The organism is Corynebacterium afermentans subsp. afermentans (genome assembly GCF_030408355.1).
Classification (GTDB): Bacteria; Actinomycetota; Actinomycetes; order Mycobacteriales; family Mycobacteriaceae; genus Corynebacterium; species Corynebacterium afermentans.
Genome location: NZ_CP046606.1, coordinates 1,474,228 through 1,492,369 on the forward strand (window position 1 = coordinate 1,474,228; position 18,142 = coordinate 1,492,369).

Annotated in this window: 17 protein-coding genes; 6 read left to right on the top strand and 11 right to left on the bottom strand. The window is 64.9% G+C overall.

The features are described from left to right. Nucleotides 1-131 precede the first annotated feature (131 nt). The 4 genes from CAFEA_RS07070 (at nucleotide 132) to CAFEA_RS07085 (ending at nucleotide 3,787) form a co-directional block, all read left to right on the top strand. The gene (locus CAFEA_RS07070) at nucleotides 132-1,139 is read left to right on the top strand and encodes an alpha/beta hydrolase (RefSeq protein ID WP_063936929.1); all 1,008 of its coding nucleotides are present in this window, start codon (nucleotides 132-134) and stop codon (nucleotides 1,137-1,139) included. Between the two features lie 41 nt (nucleotides 1,140-1,180). Next, nucleotides 1,181-2,608: a mycothione reductase gene (gene mtr / locus CAFEA_RS07075; protein WP_063936879.1), complete on the top strand. Its 1,428-nt coding sequence runs from the start codon at nucleotides 1,181-1,183 to the stop codon at nucleotides 2,606-2,608. A 320-nt stretch (nucleotides 2,609-2,928) separates the two neighbouring features. Next, nucleotides 2,929-3,294, top strand: coding sequence for a hypothetical protein (locus CAFEA_RS07080; RefSeq protein ID WP_063936880.1), 366 nt, complete (start codon nucleotides 2,929-2,931; stop codon nucleotides 3,292-3,294). A gap of 52 nt (nucleotides 3,295-3,346) precedes the next feature. Further along, nucleotides 3,347-3,787, top strand: coding sequence for a hypothetical protein (locus CAFEA_RS07085; protein WP_063936881.1), 441 nt, complete (start codon nucleotides 3,347-3,349; stop codon nucleotides 3,785-3,787). 133 nt (nucleotides 3,788-3,920) lie between these two features. Here the strand turns inward: CAFEA_RS07085 and map are convergent, their stop codons facing one another. Genes map through dxr form a run of 5 tightly spaced genes read right to left on the bottom strand, consistent with a single transcriptional unit; the run spans nucleotide 3,921 to nucleotide 10,262 of the window. After that, nucleotides 3,921-4,820, bottom strand: coding sequence for a type I methionyl aminopeptidase (gene map / locus CAFEA_RS07090; RefSeq protein WP_063936930.1), 900 nt, complete (start codon nucleotides 4,818-4,820; stop codon nucleotides 3,921-3,923). A gap of 54 nt (nucleotides 4,821-4,874) precedes the next feature. Beyond that, nucleotides 4,875-6,689 carry a penicillin-binding transpeptidase domain-containing protein gene (locus CAFEA_RS07095; RefSeq protein WP_063936882.1) on the bottom strand — a complete coding sequence of 605 codons (1,815 nt, stop codon included), beginning with the start codon at nucleotides 6,687-6,689 and terminating at the stop codon, nucleotides 4,875-4,877. A 1-nt stretch (nucleotide 6,690) separates the two neighbouring features. Further along, on the bottom strand, nucleotides 6,691-7,854 hold the full coding sequence (ispG, locus tag CAFEA_RS07100; RefSeq protein WP_034998673.1) for a flavodoxin-dependent (E)-4-hydroxy-3-methylbut-2-enyl-diphosphate synthase: 1,164 nt from the start codon (nucleotides 7,852-7,854) through the stop codon (nucleotides 6,691-6,693). A 20-nt stretch (nucleotides 7,855-7,874) separates the two neighbouring features. After that, entirely contained in the window at nucleotides 7,875-9,083 is a 1,209-nt protein-coding gene (locus CAFEA_RS07105; protein WP_063936883.1) for a M50 family metallopeptidase, read from the bottom strand. Between the two features lie 15 nt (nucleotides 9,084-9,098). Then, nucleotides 9,099-10,262, bottom strand: a complete 1,164-nt coding sequence (gene dxr / locus CAFEA_RS07110; protein ID WP_063936884.1) for a 1-deoxy-D-xylulose-5-phosphate reductoisomerase — start codon at nucleotides 10,260-10,262, stop codon at nucleotides 9,099-9,101. A 186-nt stretch (nucleotides 10,263-10,448) separates the two neighbouring features. On the opposite strand from dxr, the gene CAFEA_RS07115 reads away from it, so the two are divergent. Beyond that, on the top strand, nucleotides 10,449-10,982 hold the full coding sequence (locus CAFEA_RS07115; protein WP_082855604.1) for a DUF2631 domain-containing protein: 534 nt from the start codon (nucleotides 10,449-10,451) through the stop codon (nucleotides 10,980-10,982). Between the two features lie 271 nt (nucleotides 10,983-11,253). Here the strand turns inward: CAFEA_RS07115 and rlmN are convergent, their stop codons facing one another. From rlmN to frr, 3 genes are read right to left on the bottom strand one after another with little or no spacing between them, the layout of a single operon-like run. Then, the gene (gene rlmN / locus CAFEA_RS07120) at nucleotides 11,254-12,357 is read right to left on the bottom strand and encodes a dual-specificity RNA methyltransferase RlmN (RefSeq protein ID WP_076589900.1); all 1,104 of its coding nucleotides are present in this window, start codon (nucleotides 12,355-12,357) and stop codon (nucleotides 11,254-11,256) included. Nucleotides 12,358-12,415: 58 nt separating this feature from the next. Further along, complete coding sequence (locus tag CAFEA_RS07125; protein WP_253704881.1) at nucleotides 12,416-13,366, bottom strand: phosphatidate cytidylyltransferase; 951 nt, start codon at nucleotides 13,364-13,366, stop codon at nucleotides 12,416-12,418. Between the two features lie 6 nt (nucleotides 13,367-13,372). Further along, nucleotides 13,373-13,930 carry a ribosome recycling factor gene (gene frr, locus CAFEA_RS07130; protein WP_034998666.1) on the bottom strand — a complete coding sequence of 186 codons (558 nt, stop codon included), beginning with the start codon at nucleotides 13,928-13,930 and terminating at the stop codon, nucleotides 13,373-13,375. Nucleotides 13,931-14,007: 77 nt separating this feature from the next. Between frr and CAFEA_RS07135 the strand changes: the two genes are divergently transcribed. Beyond that, nucleotides 14,008-15,090 (top strand): amidase family protein, encoded by a 1,083-nt coding sequence (locus tag CAFEA_RS07135; RefSeq protein WP_063936886.1) that lies wholly within the window; start codon nucleotides 14,008-14,010, stop codon nucleotides 15,088-15,090. Here CAFEA_RS07135 and pyrH read toward each other — a convergent pair. The 3 genes from pyrH to rpsB all read right to left on the bottom strand — a co-directional run bounded on the left by pyrH (nucleotide 15,087) and on the right by rpsB (nucleotide 17,967). Further along, entirely contained in the window at nucleotides 15,087-15,770 is a 684-nt protein-coding gene (gene pyrH, locus CAFEA_RS07140) for a UMP kinase (protein ID WP_063936932.1), read from the bottom strand. The two genes, CAFEA_RS07135 and pyrH, sit on opposite strands and share 4 nt — an antisense overlap. A gap of 224 nt (nucleotides 15,771-15,994) precedes the next feature. Then, entirely contained in the window at nucleotides 15,995-16,813 is an 819-nt protein-coding gene (gene tsf, locus CAFEA_RS07145) for a translation elongation factor Ts (RefSeq protein ID WP_063936887.1), read from the bottom strand. Between the two features lie 197 nt (nucleotides 16,814-17,010). Continuing rightward, a complete protein-coding gene (gene rpsB / locus CAFEA_RS07150; protein ID WP_063936888.1) occupies nucleotides 17,011-17,967 on the bottom strand; it encodes a 30S ribosomal protein S2 in 957 nt (318 codons plus the stop codon). Nucleotides 17,968-18,142 lie beyond the last annotated feature (175 nt).

Genomic DNA, 18,142 nt, shown 5'->3' on the forward strand with positions numbered 1-18,142 from the left:
GCGTAGTCATCCTTTGATGTTTATCGACTTTTGGGAGTGGTGACCATATTACGTCCCCTTCATGCCCAAGGTGCAAAGGCTTGTCGACGACCAAAGATCCGAACCGTTCGCAGAAAAGTATCATCGGCCGCATGAGTGACACCGCGCATCAGCTTGATTGGCAACCCGACCCGCTCGGCGACGGATTCGAGCAGGCCGTCCTCCCCCAGGGCAAGGACCCGGACAGTAGAACCCGCGTGGATGCGGTGCTGGTGCGGGACGTGCGCGCGTCGCAAAGCAAAAGCCCCCAAAAGCCCGCGGTGCTGTGGGTGCACGGCATGTCCGACTACTTTTTCCAGACCCACGTCGCCGACGAGTTCGCGCGGCACGGGTACCCGTTTTACGCGCTGGACCTGCGGCGCTGCGGGCGCGCGCTAAGAAAGGATCAGCGCGCGCACTTCACCCTTGCCATGAGCCGGTATTTCCCCGAGCTCACGCAGGCGTTAGAGATCCTCGCCGCGGAGCACGGTTCGGTGGTGGTGCTGGCGCACTCCACAGGCGGATTGATCGTGCCGCTGTGGGCGGATCACCTGCGCCGCGACAAACCTGCGGAGCATAAGAGGCTTGCCGGCATCGTTTTGAACAGCCCGTGGTTGGACATGCAGTTCCCGAAGTGGCAGGTGGCCGCGCTCAAGCCACTGCTCAACTTCTTCGGCACGATGTTCCCGTCGCTGCCGCTGCTGCAGCGCGGGGAGGGCACCTACGGCAAGTCCATCCACAAGGACTTCCACGGCGAGTGGGAGTTCAATACGCAGTGGAAGCCGATTGACGGGCACCGCAAGTACTTGGGCTGGATCCGCGCGGTGATCAAGGGGCAGGAAAAGATCCACGCCGGGGACGTTGACACTGGCGTGCCGACGCTGACGCTGCGCTCTTCGCATTCCTATCTCGGCGAGGAGTACTCCCCCGCCGCCGACACTGCTGACACGGTGCTGGATGTTGACCAGATTCAGCGCTGGGCACCAACACTGTCGGGCACCGCAGACGTGCAGGTCATCGATGGTGCCCGGCACGACGTGTTCCTGTCCGAGCGCCACGCCCGCGAGGCCGCATTCAAAGCCGTATTTGGGTGGCTCGACGGCCAGGGTTTCGCCCAGTAACGTCGATACGCGAAATACACATATATATAGAGGAGAAGACCATGCCCGCTCACGGAAGCGATTTGCAGGACGCCACACGCTACGACCTGATCATTGTGGGAACGGGTTCAGGAAACTCCATTCTCACTCCCGACTTCGACGACAAAAACGTCGCGATTGTGGAGAAAGGCGCGTTCGGGGGCACATGCCTCAACGTCGGCTGCATCCCCACCAAGATGTACGTACTTGCCGCGGAGCAGGCGTACGCGGCGCGCGAGGCCGGAAAGCTCGGCATCGATCTCGAGTACAAGGGCGCGGACTGGCCCGGCATTGTCGAGCGCGTCTTTGACAACCGCATCGACCTGATCGCCAAGGGTGGTGAGGACTACCGCCGCAACGGCTGCCCCAACGCCACGGTCTACGACGTGGAAGCGCGCTTCGTCGGCCCCAAGACGCTATTGACCGGCCGCGGTGGGACCGAAGAGCTCATCACCGCCGACACGGTCATCCTCGCCGCCGGCGCCCGCCCGTTCATTCCGGAATGGGCACACGATGTCACCTTCCACACCAACGAGGACATCATGCGCCTTGAGCGCCAGCCGAAGTCGCTGACCATCGTCGGCGGCGGGTTCATCGCCATGGAGTTCGCGCACGTTTTTGATGCCCTCGGTACCGAGGTGACCATCATCAGCCGCTCACAATTGCTGCGACAGTTGGACCAGGACCTCGCGGAGCCGTTCAACACACTCGCCGACGAGCGCTACACCGTCCACATGGGCCGCACGGTCACCTCCGCTTCCGAGGACAGCGCGGGCGTCACGCTCACGCTCGACGACGGCACCACTGTCACCTCCGAGTCCCTCCTGATCGCCACGGGCCGCATCCCCAACAGCGACACCCTCGACGTCGCCGCTGCCGGGATCGAAACGCACGAAGACGGACGCGTCGCTGTCGACGAGTTCGGCCGCACCACCGCGAACGGTGTGTGGGCGCTCGGCGACCTGTCGTCGCCGTACCAGCTCAAGCACGTGGCCAACGCGGAGCAGCGTGCGGTGACCCACAACGTGCTTCGTGCCTGGGCGGGCGAAGACGATTCCGCGATGGTGCCGATGCCGCACGATCACGTCCCGTCGGCGATCTTCACCCATCCGCAGATCGCAACGGTGGGGATGACCGAACAGGAAGCGGTGGACGCGGGCCTCGACGTCACGGTGAAGGTGCAGAACTACGGCGACGTGGCCTACGGCTGGGGCCTGGAGGACTCCACCGGCGTGGTGAAACTGGTGGCGGACCGTAAAAGCGGCCAGCTTTTGGGCGCGCATTACATGGGCCCGCAAGCCTCCACTCTGATCCAGCAAATGGTTACCGTTCTCGCATACGGGCTGGATCTGAGGGACTTCCCGCGGTCCCAGTACTGGATCCACCCATCCCTTGCAGAGGTGACCGAAAACGCGATCCTCGGCCTCGACTTGACGTTCAAAGAAGTCTAAACCTTTACTTCACCCCCTCTTTCGGGGGACCACGTCAAAAGGCATGATCTTTTTGACACACCTGGCGAAAAGAGCACGTGAGAGATATTTGGATTAGCCCAATCTTTTCAGCTAACGTCAAGTTTTCCAACCTTTGGTTGAACTTTTGAAAATTTTTAAGCGCCAACTTGCATACGGCTGGAAGTCTTCGGCTATTGTCGGGGCAGACACCGGGACCGAGCCCACCGGGCTTGCTATCGGTCCTAGGAGCTCATGCCCCTGGGATTCTTTGAATTCCACCCGGACGTCGTGCAAGAACTATCAGAGAAGGATTTCGTTTCATGCGTAATTTCCGTAAGGCAGCCCTCGCCGGCGCAACCGCCGTCGCTGTGGCATTCGGCTCCACCGCAGTCGCAACCGCCGAGACCGTCAACCCGGACAACCAGCTTGGTGAGGCCACCGCTGGCGACAGCTCCCTGTCCTCCCGTATTGGCGCTGGCCTTGAGGGTGATCAGACCGCTTACGGCCCGGCCCTGTTCGGCTCCTCCCACGGCGAGGCCGAGGGCGAGACCGAAGCCTACGAGCAGCAGCCGGCATGGGCTAAGCTCTTCCACGCTCTCACGATCTTCACCGCTGTGTCCGCCCTCGTTGGCATGATCGTCGGCCCGGCGTACAACTTCGTCGTCCACGGCCCGTTCAACGTCTAATTGCGGTTTTCCGCGATCTAATCCCCCCATCACACCTGAAAGAAGGATTGCAATGCGTAACTTCCGCAACGCTGCTGTCGCAACCGCGACCGCGATCACTCTCGCCGCTTCCGGCACCTCCATCGCTCTGGCAGAGACCACCGATGCTGCAGACGCTTCCGACCGCAAGGTGACCCAGACTGGTGGCCAGTCCTCCGTGGCATTCCAGGGCACCAAGCAGGACGGCGACAAGAGCTTCGGCGAGGTCATCTCCGACGGCATTAAGGGCGAGGGCTCCTCCCAGTACGTCACCAAGGATGACGCTCAGACCCGCTTCGACATCCGCGACGCTGCTGGCAAGGAGAGCAACGTCGAGAACATGCCGCAGTGGGCACGTCTCTGGGTTGACGGCACCATCGTCGCTGGTATCGGCGCCATCGTCGGCCTGGTCATCGCTGGCATCAACTACGCTTCTTACAACGGCTGGATCCAGCTGCCGAACTTCAACTTCTAAGTTGAGCTTCGCCTGTAGGGCGTAAATGAAAGACCCGCTGCAGCCGTGCAGCGGGTTTTTCCTTTTCCCACAACAACCGAAAGCCCGGCGGAGCAGTGTGAGCTGTCCCGCCGGGCTTTATTGGTTTTCGGTCTTACTCCCCCAGCATGTGCTGCCCGGCGGCGACGTCGGAGTCCGGGATGGTGAGGATCTCGTTACCGTCCTCGGTGATCACGATGGTGTGCTCGAACTGGGCGGTGTATTCGCCGTCGATGTTCTGCACGGTCCAGCCGTCGTCCCACACACGGTACGGCAGCTCGCCCAGGTTGATCATGGGCTCGATGGTGAGCGTCATGCCCGGCTCCAGTATGTCCGTGTAGGCGTCGGAATCGTAGTGCAGCACCACCAGCCCGTTGTGGAAGGTGGTGCCCACTCCGTGGCCGGTGAAGTCCGTGACCACGTTGTAGCCGAAGCGCTTGGCGTAGGACTCGATCACGCGCCCGATCACGTTGATCTGGCGGCCGGGCTTTGCCGCCTTGATGCCGCGCATCGTCGCCTGGTAGGTCCTATCCACCAGGTCCGTGTGCTCCTGCGCCACCTCGCCGGCGAAGAACGTGGCGTTGGTGTCGCCGTGCACGCCGTTTTTGTAGGCGGTGACGTCGATGTTGACGATGTCGCCTTCCTGGATCACCGTGGTGTCAGGGATGCCGTGGCAGACAATTTCGTTCAGCGAGATGCAGCAGGACTTCGGGTACCCACGGTAGCCCAGCGTGGACGGGTAGGCACCGTGCTGAACCAGATAGTTGTGGACGATACCGTCGATCTCATCGGTGGTTTTGCCCGGGGCCACAGCGGCGCCGGCAAGCGCCAGAGCGTTCGCCGCGATCTTCGACGCTTCACGCATCGCCTCGATGGTCTCAGCGGTCTGGATCACCGGCTCGCCGACGTTTTCCTGAACTTCGTCCTTCCATGCGTACTCGGGGCGCTCAATGGTCTTTGGCACCTTGCGCTCTGGGGTGGGTTTTCCTGGGGTGAGTAGGCCTCGGTTATTCATGTCCCCAATGGTAGACCTGCGGTCAAACATGGCCTGAGCATCCCTCCGGGAGACTTACTCGGCGGGAGCGTCCAGGTTCAGCAGCATCCGGTCCGACAGTGCCACAGCGGCCTCAGAACCGCCGCCAAGCACCACCAGGGTGGCGAAGGCGATGTCATCGTCGGCCCGGTAGCCGGTGAACCACGAGTGGGAGCCGCCGTTGATCTCGGCCTCGCCGGTCTTGCCGCGGATATCGCCGCTCGCGGTGAACGCGCTCGCCGTGCCGCCAGGGCCGGTGACCGCAGCCATCATCTGACGCAGCTCCTCGGCCGCCTGCGGGTCCATTGGCGGGGCCTCTCCGCTCAGCTTCGTCTCCTCGCCCTCCACCAGGTACGGCACAGGCAACGAGCCGCGCGCGGCAGCGGCGGACACCAGCGCCATACCGAACGGGCTGGCCAGATCCAGGCCCTGGCCGTAGCCGGCCTCGGTGCGGTCCAGCGGCTCTTCGCCCTCCGGGATGGAGCCGGTGATGGTCTCCACACCGGGGATCTCCATGTCCACGCCCAGGCCAAACTGCTTGCCAACGTCCTGCAATTCGCCGGGCGCCAGTTTCGTGGAGATGTCCGCGAACGTGGTGTTGCACGAGCGCGCGAACGCGGTCTCCAACGGCACGGTGCCCATTCCGAAGCCCGCGTAGTTGGTTACGGTGCGCCCGTAGAGGTTCATGGTGCCGGGGCATGGCACCGGCGAAGCCGGAATAAGCCCCTGCTTTGTCAGCCCGGCAAAGGCGGTGAGGATCTTAAACGTCGAGCCTGGCGGGTACTGGCCCATCGTGGCCAGGTTGCCACCGGCATCCGCGGCCGGCGTCTGCGCAATGGCCAGGATTCCGCCTGTGGACGGCCGCATCGCCACGATCATGGCCTGCTGGCCGGCAACCGGCTCGAGCGCCATTTCCGCGGCACGCTGGATGCGGTGATCCAGGCTGATGTGCACCGCGGGAGCCGGAGCGGCGTCCTGGCGCTTGATCTCCTCGTAGGAGGCACCGTTTTCGTTGACCACATCGACGCTCCAGCCGCTATCGCCCTGTAGATCGTCTCGCACCAGCTCACCCACGCGCGCCATGATGTCGGGCGCAAACTCCGGCTGCGCATTGACCATCGCGGCCTCCTCGTTGAGCCGCACGCCGGGCTCACCGGCCAGTGCCGCCTCGAACGCGTCTTTTGCGGGCGCAGGCACCACTGCAACGGAGTATGTGCCGGAGGCGTCCTGCAGCTCCTTCGCTACCTCCTCCGCGTCACGCAGGGGCACGCCGCGATCCACCTCGTGGGCCTTGGCCAGCGCCGCGCTGATACCGGCTGCCGCCGCCCCGGCGCTGTGCATTTCCTCCGTGTCCACCAGCACGCGGTAGGCGGTGCCGGGCGTGAGCAGCTCCACCCCGTCGGAGGAGACCACGCTCGCCTGCGACGGGGCCACTGCGCGCAGCTCCAAGTGCTGGTTCGCCCCCAGTCGCGGGTGCAGCACGGACGGCTGCCAGCGCACGTTCCATTCGTTGCCGCTCTGCGTCAGCGTCATCTGTGCCTGATACGTCAAATCCCGCTCTCGAGGCAGGTCCCAGCGCAGCTCGTAGGTGGCTGTGGCCAGGTTGTCGTCCTGGTTGACGTCGATAAGCGATGCGCTCAGGCTTTCCGCCTGCAGCCCGCCCCACGTGTCGTTTAGGGAGGTTTCGGCGGCGGAGGCGTCGTCGATAAGCGACGAGTTCACCTCGCGCTTCTCCAGCGCGCTGAGAAAATCGGAGGCGGCGGGTTCGGCGTCGTTGGGGCGCGGGGTGCAACTGCTTATCGACGCCGCCAGCGCCACCACCGCAACCCCCGCGACACGGCGGCGCAGCATATTAGCGGGTGACCTTGACCTCGGCCTTAGCGCCCTCGACCTCCTCGAGGCCCTCCTCTTCGGCGATGCGCTGCGCGTAATCAATGAGCGTTTCCACGATCTTGGACTCCGGCACGGTCTCCACGACCTCGCCCTTGACAAAGATCTGGCCCTTGCCGTTGCCCGACGCCACACCGAGGTCGGCGTCGCGCGCCTCGCCCGGGCCGTTGACAACGCAGCCCATCACGGCAACGCGCAGCGGGAACTCCATGCCGTCCAGGCCAGCGGTGACCTCCTCGGCGAGTTTGTACACATCCACCTGGGCGCGGCCACAGGACGGGCAAGAGACGATCTCCAGCTTGCGCGGGCGCAGGTTCATCGCCTGCAGGATCTGATCGCCGACCTTGATCTCCTCCACCGGATCAGCGGACAGGGACACGCGGATGGTGTCGCCGATGCCCTGCGAGAGCAGCGCGCCGAAGGCCACGGAGGACTTGATCGTGCCCATGAATTTCGGGCCTGCCTCGGTCACGCCGAGGTGCAGCGGGTAATCGGTCTTCTCCGCCAGCTGGCGGTACGCCTCCACCATGAGCACCGGGTCGGAGTGTTTGACGGAAATGGCAATGTCGCCGTAGCCGTACTCCTCGAACAGGCCGGCCTCGTAGATTGCGGACTCCACCAGCGCTTCTGGGGTGGCCTTGCCGTACTTCTCCAGCAGGCGCTTGTCCAGGGAGCCGCCGTTGACGCCGATTCGGATCGGGATACCCGCGTCACCCGCAGCCTTGGCCACCTCCTTAACGCGGCCGTCGAACTCCTTGATGTTGCCCGGGTTCACGCGCACTGCCGCGCAGCCGGCGTCGATGGCCGCGAAGATGTACTTCGGCTGGAAGTGGATGTCCGCGATCACCGGGATCGGCGACTTCGCAGCAATGGCCGGCAGGGCTTCCGCGTCCACGGTCTTCGGGCAAGCCACTCGCACGATGTCGCAGCCCGCGGTGGTCAGCTGCGCGATCTGCTGAAGCGTGGCGTTGATGTCGTGCGTCTTCGTCGTGGTCATGGACTGCACAGAAATCGGGTGATCCGAACCGACGCCGACATCGCCCACCATCAGCTGACGGGTTGTGCGGCGCGGAGCCAAAGTCGGTGCCGGGCCTTCGGGCATGCCTAATCCGATGGGGGTGTTCATGGTGGCTAACTCTAGCACCGTCAGCCAAAAATTCGGACGGGGTTGACCACGTCCGCGGCCATGACCAACACACCGACGCCGAGCAGCAGCGCAGCCATGGCGTACGTCAAGGGCATGAGCTTTTCATAATTCGCGGGAGCGCCTGGGCCGAGGCCCCGGAGGCGTCGTAAAGCATCGCGAATCTTTTCGTACAGCACCACCGCAATGTGCCCGCCGTCCAGCGGCGGCAACGGCACGAGATTGAACAGCGCGAGGAAGAAGTTCAGGCTGGCCAGCATCATCCAGAACGCGGACCACATATCCTGCTCCACCAGCTCACCGCCGGTGCGCGAGGCACCGATGACACTGACCGGGCCTTCGATGTCGCGTTCCGCGCCGAAGATGGAGGCCACAACACCCGGGATCTTCGCCGGGAACGACGCGATGCCGCCCACCGTCGCGCGCAGCATTTGGCCGGTGAACCGGAAGGTCGCAGGCACCGCTTCTGCCGGGCCGTACTGCTTCACCGCGTCCGTGGGGGGCGCTGAGACGATGCCCACCGCCCCCTGGGTGACGCGCTCCCCAGTGGCCGGGTCGATGCGCTCAACCTCGGCGACAGGCACGTCGAGGGTGACGGTTTCTCCGCCGCGCAGCACCTCGAGGCGCACGGTTTCGCCAGGCTGCTTAGCGACGGCATCCCGCAACTGCCCGAATTGCTCAATCTCCTGCCCGTCAAGTGCCACCAGCGTGTCGCCAACCTGGACACCGGCCTCGCCCGCCGGGCCCGCACCGGAGCACTCCCCCAGCGTGTCAGCGTCCACCTGGTCGGCAACGCACACCGTCTTGCCCACTCGCGGGGTGAAGTCCGCGTCCGGATTCGGGATGCCGGAAAGCACCGCCACAAAGTAGGTGATGACAACGCCGATGAGCAGGTTCATCACAATGCCGCCGGCAAGCACCGCGATGCGCTGCCACGCCGGCTTATTCACCATCGCGTGCGGCTCCTCCTCTGGCGTGAGGGGATCCAACGCGGTCATGCCCGCGATGTCGCAGAACCCGCCGAACGGCAGCGCGGCAAGGCCGTACTCGGTGTTGCCCTTCGTGGTCGACCACACCGTGGGGCCAAACCCAATAAAATAGCGACGCACGCGCATACCAAAGGCGCGGGCGGTGAACATGTGCCCGGCCTCATGCAGCGCAATGGACGCAGCGATCGCCAGCGCGAACGCCAAAATGCCTAGCGCACCCACAGAACCCCTAGTGCGCTACTTGTGCGCGAAGCGCTCGACAACGGCCTCCGCACGCTCGCGGGCGCGGCTTTCGGTGCGCAGGACCGCGTTGACGTCCGCCGGTGCCTCCGCGAAATCATCCGCGTTTTCGAGGACCTCGGCGATGGTGTCCACAATGTGCGGGAACTTGATGCGGCCTGCCACGAACGCGTCGACGGCAACCTCGTTGGCTGCGTTGTAGATCGCCGGGTACGGCTCGCCCTTCTCAGCCGCTTGGCGTGCCAGCTTCACCGCCGGGAACGCTTCCTCATCCAACGGCTCGAAGGTCCACTCGAAGGATTGCGAGAAGTCCAGGGCAGGCTGCGCGTCCGGGATACGGTTTGGCCAATTCAGCGCGTGGGAGATTGGCAGCATCATCGACGGCGGGGACGCCTGGGCGATCGTGGCGCCGTCGGTGAACGTCACCATGGAGTGCACTATGGACTGCGGGTGGACCGTGACGTCGATGTTGTCCGGCTCGACGTCGAACAGCAGCGATGCCTCAATCAGCTCCAGGCCCTTGTTCACCATCGTCGCGGAGTTCAGCGAATTCATCGAGCCCATAGACCACGTCGGGTGGGCGACGGCCTGCTCGTAGGTGACGTCCATCAGCTCCTCGCGGGAATTGCCGCGGAATGGGCCACCGGAGGCGGTGAGCACGAAGCGGGCCACCTCCCCGCGGTCGCCGGAGCGCAGCGCCTGGGCCATCGCGGAGTGCTCCGAATCCACCGGGATAATCTGTCCGGGTTTTGCCGCCTCCAGCACGAAGCGGCCGCCAGCGACGAGCGACTCCTTGTTGGCCAGCGCTAGCGTCGCGCCGGACTTCAGCGCAGCGAGGGTCGCCGGCAGACCTGCAGAACCGACGAGCGCGTTGAGCACCAGGTCCGCCTCCTGCGACTCCACCAGAGCCGCAGCGCAGGCATCGCCGGTAATAACGAAGCCGCCGAGCGCCTTTGAAACCTTCTTGGCTCCTTCTAGATCACGCACGGCAACCTGGTCAGCGCTGAGGCCGAACTCGCGGGCTTGCTCAATAGCCCGGTCCGGGTTGGTTCCACCGGTGGCGATGCCGACCACGTTGAATTGATCTCTATGTTCGCGAATGACATCGATCGCCTGAGAACCGATAGAACCAGTCGAGCCCAAGATGATTACATTCTTCACACGCCTATTGTGACATGAATCAGCACATTGTGGCACCGTGCGGGCATAATCCCGTGGACTGTGGTGCGAAAGTTTGAACACATTGGGGGTGAGAAGTCCCCTTTGGTCAACCCAGTGTGCGATGATAGGCGCTGAAAGTTTTACCAATCTTGGCAACCGCTAACCAGGCTTTGAAGGAGCATTCCAGTGGCCCACGCGAAGGACAACGCACCCCAGGTGTACAACGGTGTTTCTGAGGCGGACGTTCCGTCTGCCCGTTTCGGCTGGAGCGCGTTCACGGACCGCACCATCCAGCTCGCCGGTTGGATCTCCGTTTTGTTCCTCATCGCCTACAACTTTGGCAACCACCAGGGCCACGTGGAGACCATCTGGCTCATCTCCCTGGCGGTGCTGCTGGCGCTCGGCCTGATCCTGCACGCTACCAAGCCGAAGCTGAGCCAGGTGCGCACCGTCACCTCCCACAACAAGCCGGTGGGCCACCAGGAGCCGGACTGGATGTACGACCAGGCCACCCTCTCCGGTGACGTATACGAGAACCTGTCCGACTCGCAGCTGCGCGCCCTGAACATCGAGCCGGGCCGCGTTGCCCACCTGCGCCCGGCACACGGCCAGGAGCGTGTGGTTGAGCGCACCGCCGCCCGCCCGGTCGACGCGCCGCACCAGCACGAGGACGTCGAGGTCATCACCGTCGAGTCCCGCGGCAAGCACGAGCGCATCTAAGCTTCTCGACGCCACCGTCACCGCCAGCCCCACCGCTGGCGGTTTTTTCGTGCCGTGAGTGCCCGCCCTGCACCCCACTCGCCACCTCCCCATTCCGCCTTGGCTCGAATCCGCAGACCCAGAGCAAGAGACCCCTAGTATGGCCCTATTTTGGGCATACTAGGGGTCCTGTACTGGGGGTCTGTACGCGGAGGCGTGCTCGGAAGGGTTGCGGCGTGGGCTGTAGCGCCGCAGGTAAACGCGAAAAGTGAGCTCGGCAGAAGCTAAGCGGCTAGCTGGCGTCCTCGTCGGCAGCGAGCTGGCCGCAGGCGGCGGCGATTTCCTGGCCCTTGGTGTCGCGAACGGTGCACGGCACGCCCTGGGCCGCTACCCGGCGGACGAACTCGTCCTGGCGGGCCTTCGGCGAGGCGTCCCACTTCGAGCCCGGGGTCGGGTTGAGCGGGATCACGTTGACGTGCACGCGCGAACCGAGCGCCGAGTGCAGCTTCTTGCCCAGCAGGTCCGCCCGCCAGTCGTGGTCGTTCATGTCGCGGATGAGCGCGTACTCGATGGACACGCGGCGGCCGGTCTCGTCCGCGTAGTAGCGGGTGGCGTCCAGCACTTCGGACACTGCGAAGCGGTTGTTGACGGGGACGAGTTCGTCGCGGAGCTCGTCGTCAGGCGTATGCAGGCTCACCGCCAGGGTGCAGGACAGCCCCTCGTCCGCGAGCATGCGGATCTGCGGGGCCAGCCCCACCGTGGAGACGGTGACGTTGCGCTGGGAAATGCCGAAGCCATCCGGGGACGGCTGGGTGATCTGGCGCACCGCCTCCACAACTCGCTTGTAGTTGGCCAGCGGCTCCCCCATGCCCATGAACACGATGTTGGACAAGCGCGAGCCCTCCGCGGCCATCATCGCGGCGGCGGCGCGCACCTGGTCCACGATCTCCGCCACGGACAGGTTGCGGTCCAGCCCGCCCTGGCCGGTGGCGCAGAAGGGGCAGGCCATGCCGCAGCCGGCCTGCGAGGAGATGCAAAGGGTTGCGCGGCCCGGGTAACGCATGAGGACGGACTCCAGCAGGGTGCCGTCGTGAAGCCGCCACAGCGTCTTCGTCGTGTCGCCTTCATCAGTCTCCACCGTGCGCACCGGAGAGAGCAGCGTAGGAAACAGCGCGTCCTTGACGGTCTGGCGCTGTGCCTCCGGCAGGTCCGTCATGGTTAGCGGGTCGGCTTCGAACTTGCCGTAGTAGTGGCGCGCGATCTGGTCGGCGCGGAACTTGGGCAGGCCGAGTTCCTTGAGCGCGTCGATGCGCTCGTCTTTGCTCAAGTCCGCGAAGTGCTTCGGCGGCATGCCGCGCTTCGGCGCGAGCAGCTGGATCTGGGGGAAATCGCTCATAGTGCGCCCCATCTTGGCACGTCGCGCGGCGAATTTCGAATCTGGCGCGGGCGGAAACCTACTGGTTCATCAACGTGATGGTGGTCAGCAGGATGTAGGTCGCCGCCGCGGCGGGCAGCATGCCGTCGAGCCGGTCCATGATGCCGCCGTGGCCCGGCAGCAGGTTGGACATGTCCTTGATGCCCAGCTCGCGCTTGAACTGGCTTTCCACCAAATCGCCCATGGTCCCGCAGATGACCAGGGCGATGCCGAGCACGATGCCCATCCACCACGGGCCGTGGATGAGAAAGTGCACCACCAGCACACCGGTGATGATGCCGGCGGTCATGGATCCGGCGAAGCCCTCCCAGGACTTGTTGGGGCTCACGGCCGGGGCCATCGGGTGGGAGCCGAACATCACTCCTGTGGCGTAGCCGCCGACGTCGTTGGCCACGACGCACAACATGAACGCCACGATGTACGCGGAGCCGTCCACCCCGGCCTCGGTGATCCGGGAGATCATGGCGGCGAATGTGCCGAACAGCGGGATCCACGCGAGCACGAAGATCGCCACTGCGGTGTCGCGCAGGTAGTTCTCGGGCTGGTGGTGCCTGCCCTGGTGGAACATGCCCCAGAACATCACCACCAGCACGGTGAAGGCGAATCCGGAGACCAGACCTGTGGTGCCGTAAGGCGCGGACAGCCAGAGCATGGCCTGGCCGAGGATGATCATCAGCGTGCGCGGCTGGACATAGCCGGCCTCTCTCAGACGCGTCATCACCTCCCACATGGCCAGCGCCACGGCGGCGGCAACCAGCGGGTACCAGGCGACGGGCCCGATCCACACCGCCGCGATCACCAACGCGCCGAGCACGACGCCCGTGGCGATCGCCGCGGGCAGGTCGCGCCCCGCCTTGTTCTTCGGCTTCGGGGCGCGGCTGGGCCAGCGGCTCGGGGTGGCCTCGGGTGCCTCCGGGGCATCGCTCACGGCCGCACCCATCTCGGTGGTTTCCGTCTGCGCCTTCGACACGTCGGCTTAGACCTCCAGCAGCTCGTTTTCCTTGCGCTGCACGATTTCGTCGATCTGACCGACGTAGTCCTGAGTGGTTTTGTCCAGCGACTTCTCAGCGGTGATGACCTCGTCCTCGCCCGCGTCGCCGTCCTTCTGGATCTTCTTCAGCGCTTCCATGCCCTGGCGGCGCACGTTGCGGATGGCGATCTTGCCGTCCTCGCCCTTCTGCTTGGCCTGCTTGACCAGCTCCTTGCGGCGCTCCTCTGTGAGCTGCGGGACGGACACGCGGATGACCTGGCCGTCGTCCGTCGGGTTCACGCCGAGGTCGGAGTTGCGGATGGCGGTTTCGATCTCGCCCATGGTGGACATGTCGTACGGCTTGATCAAAAGCATGCGCGGCTCCGGCACAGAGATGGTGGCCATCTGGTTGATCGGGGTGGGCGCACCGTAGAAGTCGGCCATCACGCCGTTGAACATGGCCGGGTTCGCGCGGCCGGTGCGGATGGTGGCCAGCTCGTTTCGGGTGTGTTCAACGGAGGCGGTCATGCGCTCTTCGGCGTCCAGCAAAACGTCATCAATCATGGTTTCTACCCCTATCGTTTCTCGGGTTTGCGTCCCCCTTAACTTACCAGCGCCAGCCGCGTGCCTAGACTGTCGCCATGCCGCACCCAGCCTTCACGTTCGTTGCGCCGCCCGGCGCCGCGCTCGCCGGCCCGCTCGGCGGGCGGCTTTCCGGCTGGAGCATTCCGATCAAAGACGGCACCGATGTCGCCGCCATGCCCACCACGCACGGCAACCCCGCACGCGCCTACACCGCGCAAGCGACAGACCCGTTCGCGCAGATGCTTATCGACGCCGGAGCGCGCGTCAGCGCCAAAACCCTCACCTCCGAGCTCGGCGCCACCTGCTACGCGGAACGCCCCGGTGTGCCCGTGCTGGAATCCCCCGCCTTCCCTGGCTGCACGCCCGGCGGTTCGTCCGCGGGCGCTGCGGTCGTGGTCGCGGACGAGACGGTGCGTGCGGCCCACGGGACCGACGCCGGCGGCTCGATCCGTGTGCCGGCCGCGGCCTGCGGGGTTGTGGGGTTAAAGCTCGCCAGCCACGACCTGTCCGCCCACGGGTTGTTCACCCGCAACGTCGGCGACCTGTTCACGGTGACGGGATGGGCGCCGCCAGCCCGGCGACGGCTGCGCATCGGCGTGCTCACCCGGGGCGTGTTCGCGGACCCTGAGGTGGCGGAGAGGCGCGGAGCTGACGTCGAGAAGCTTGCCGCAGCCCTCGGACGCGCCCACGATGTGGTGGAGATTTCCCCCTACGCCGAATCGCGCGAGACGTACGCGCACTTCAGCACCACCATCAAGCGCGCGTTCAAGGATGTGGATCCGCTGGACAGCGGCTACATCGCGTGGCTGAAAGATCAGGCGCACCGCCTACGCCCACAACACGTCGCCGCAGCGAACGCGCACACGAGCGGGTTGCCCGCGTTGCTCGCGGCGCAGTGGGGCGTGGATGCGGTGCTTTCCCCCACGATCGCTTTCGATCCGCCCCCGCTCGGCTACTTCCCCTCGCTCAGCCCAGAGGAGAGCTTCCACGCGCAAACCGAATGGTCGCCGTGGTGTTCGGTATTTAACATGCTGCGCACCCCCGCGATCGCGCTCGCGGGGGTGCATTTGGGCAGCCTGAAGCTCAGCGGCCCGGAGTTGCTCGGCCTTGCAGCACAGGCCGAGCTGTTGCGCGCTTAGGCCACCAGCGTGCCCACCTGCTCGCCGGAGACGGCGCGGGCGATGTTGCCCTCCTGCAGCAGGTTGAACACCAAGATGGGCATGTTGTTGTCCATGCAGAGGCTGAACGCGGTAGCGTCAGCGACCTTCAGGCCGTTTTCGATGACCTCGCGCGGGGAGATTTCGGAGTACAGCTTCGCGTCCGGGTTCTCGCGCGGATCGGAGTCGTACACGCCGTCAACGCCCTTGGCCATCAGCAGCACCTCGCAGCCGATCTCCAGCGCGCGCTGGGCGGCGGTGGTGTCGGTGGAGAAGTACGGCATACCCATGCCGGCGCCGAAGATGACCACGCGGCCCTTTTCCAGGTGTCGGGCGGCGCGCAGGGGCAGGTACGGCTCGGCGATCTGCGCCATGTTGATGGACGTTTGCACGCGGCAGTCCACGCCCATCTGCTGCAGAAAGTCCTGCAGCGCCAGGCAATTCATCACCGTGCCCAGCATGCCCATGTAGTCGGAGCGCGCGCGGTCCATGCCGCGCTGCTGCAGCTCGGCGCCGCGGAAGAAGTTGCCGCCGCCGATGACCACGGCGACCTCGGTGCCTGCGCGTGCCACGTCAGCGATCTGGCGCGCGACAGACTCGACCACGTCCGGGTCGATGCCGACTTTGCCTCCGCCGAACATTTCACCGCCCAACTTCAGCATCACTCGCTTGAAACCTGTGCGGCTGGGATTGAGGTCAGTCACCGAAATTCGCTCCTTCTGCGCGGCGGGTTGTTCAGATGTTCGCGAACGATTCTAGACGCGCTTTCGCGCGGGCACCGAAACGTGCGCTCCGGGCTGTGTGCGTGACGATGAAGCCCCGCAGACGCCACCGGCCCAACTGGGCGGAAGCGTCTGCGGGGCTTGCGAGTGCTCAGGTGAGCGGCTTACGCCTGGCCGACCTCGAAGCGGACGAAGTCCAGGACCTCGATGCCGCTCTCCTCGGCGAACTGCTTGACGGTCTTCTTGGAGTCAGCCAGGGACGGCTGATCCAGCAGGACAACGTCCTTGAAGAAGCCGCCCATGCGACCCTCGACGATCTTGGCGATGGCAGCTTCCGGCTTGCCCTCGTTGCGGGTGATCTCCTCCTGAACCGCGCGCTCCTTCTCAACGACATCGGCCGGGACGGACTCCTGGTTGAGGTAGCGGGCCTTCATCGCTGCGATCTGCAGAGCGACCTGGTGTGCGGCCTCAGCGTTGTCGCCGGTGTAGGACACGAGGACGCCAACTGCCGGCGGCAGGTCTGCAGCCTTCTGGTGCAGGTACTTAGCCGTCTGCTCGCCCTCGATGGTGGCGGCGCGGCGCAGCTCGAGCTTCTCGCCGATCTTGGCGGAGAGGCGCTCCAGGACGTCGTGCGCGGTCTCGCCCTTCACGTCTGCGTTTGCCAGCTCCTCCTGGGAGTTCGCCTTCGCTGCTGCTGCGGCGTCAGCGATCTGTGCGGCGATGTCCTTGAACTCCTGGTTCTTGGCCACGAAGTCGGTCTCGGAGTTGATCTCGACGATGGTGTTGCCGGAGATGGCGACCAGGCCCTCGAGGGCGTTGCGCTCTGCGCGCTTGCCCACATCCTTGGCGCCCTTGATGCGGAGGTTTTCGACGGCCTTATCGAAGTCGCCGCCGGTCTCCTCGAGTGCCTTCTTGCAGTCGAGCATGCCGGAACCGGTGGTCTCGCGGAGCTTCTTGACGTCAGCAGCAGTGTAGTTCGCCATAGTGGGCGATCCTCCTCGTGAATGTGTTGCTAAAAGTGTTCAAACCGTTTCAAGCGTAGCCGACAGTACTCGCTGTGGCACGGCTTGGAGCGGGGGGCGCACGCAAAACACCCCGCGCCCGCACTGTCCCCGGGCGTGATGCCGGCGGGCGTGAGCGGAACGCGGGGTGCGCGTGCAGGTGGCGTGAGCCGAAAAGCTTACGCCTGGGTTGCAGACTCGTCGCCGGACTCGTTCGTCTTGGCCTCAGCCTGCTCAGCCTGCTCAGCTGCGCGAACAGCGTGCGGCTGCTCAACCTCGGCGACCTCCTGCGGAGCCGCGGACTCAGCTGCGACGGCAGCCTTCGCTGCGTCAGCTGCGGAAACTTCCTCGGAAGAAGCAGCCTGAGCAGCTGCCTCAGCAGCCTCAGCTTGACGCTTCGCGTCGTTGTCGCCGGCTGCGTCGCGTGCGGAAGCGAGCTGGCGCTCCTCGCGCTGCTGCTTACCGGCGATGACAGCCTCGCCCACGATGTGGGTGAGCAGCTTCACGGCGCCGATAGCGTCGTCGTTGCCCGGGATCGGGAAGTTGACAACGTCCGGGTCGCAGTTGGTGTCCAGGATGGCAACCACCGGGATGCGCAGCTTCTGCGCCTCGTTGACGGCGATGTGCTCCTTGTTGGTGTCCACGATCCACAGCGCGGACGGCGCCTTGGTCATGTCGGCGATGCCGCCCAGCACACGCTCGAGCTTGATGCGTTCGCGGGTGAGCATGAGGACTTCCTTCTTGCCGCGGCCTGCGTAGCCGTCCTCGGCTGCGTCCATGGCCTGCAGTTCCTTCATGCGGCCGATGCGCTTGGACACGGTCTGGAAGTTGGTGAGCATGCCGCCCAGCCAGCGGTGCGTCACGTACGGCATGCCGACGCGCTGCGCCTCTTCCTGGATCGGCTCCTGTGCCTGCTTCTTGGTGCCGACGAACAGGATGGTGCCGCCGTGTGCGACGGTCTCCTTAACAAACTCGTATGCCTCATCGATGTAGGTCAGCGTCTGCTGCAGGTCGATGATGTAGATGCCGTTACGGTCGGTGAAGATGAAGCGGCGCATCTTCGGGTTCCAGCGACGCGTCTGGTGGCCGAAGTGCACACCGGCGTCGAGGAGTTCACGCATGGTTACAACTGCCATGGTTTTGTCTCCTTCGGAGAAAGTAGTTCGGTTAATTGCTTGTCTCACGTGCGGGTTTTTATCCCGCACCCTGGCACCGTGCTCGCCCTGCACCCTGAGAGAGGGACCGTCGCTGAGCAGGCATTATCCGGCGCGCGTAGTCAGCCCATAAAAGCTGCCCGTGCAACACTACCCG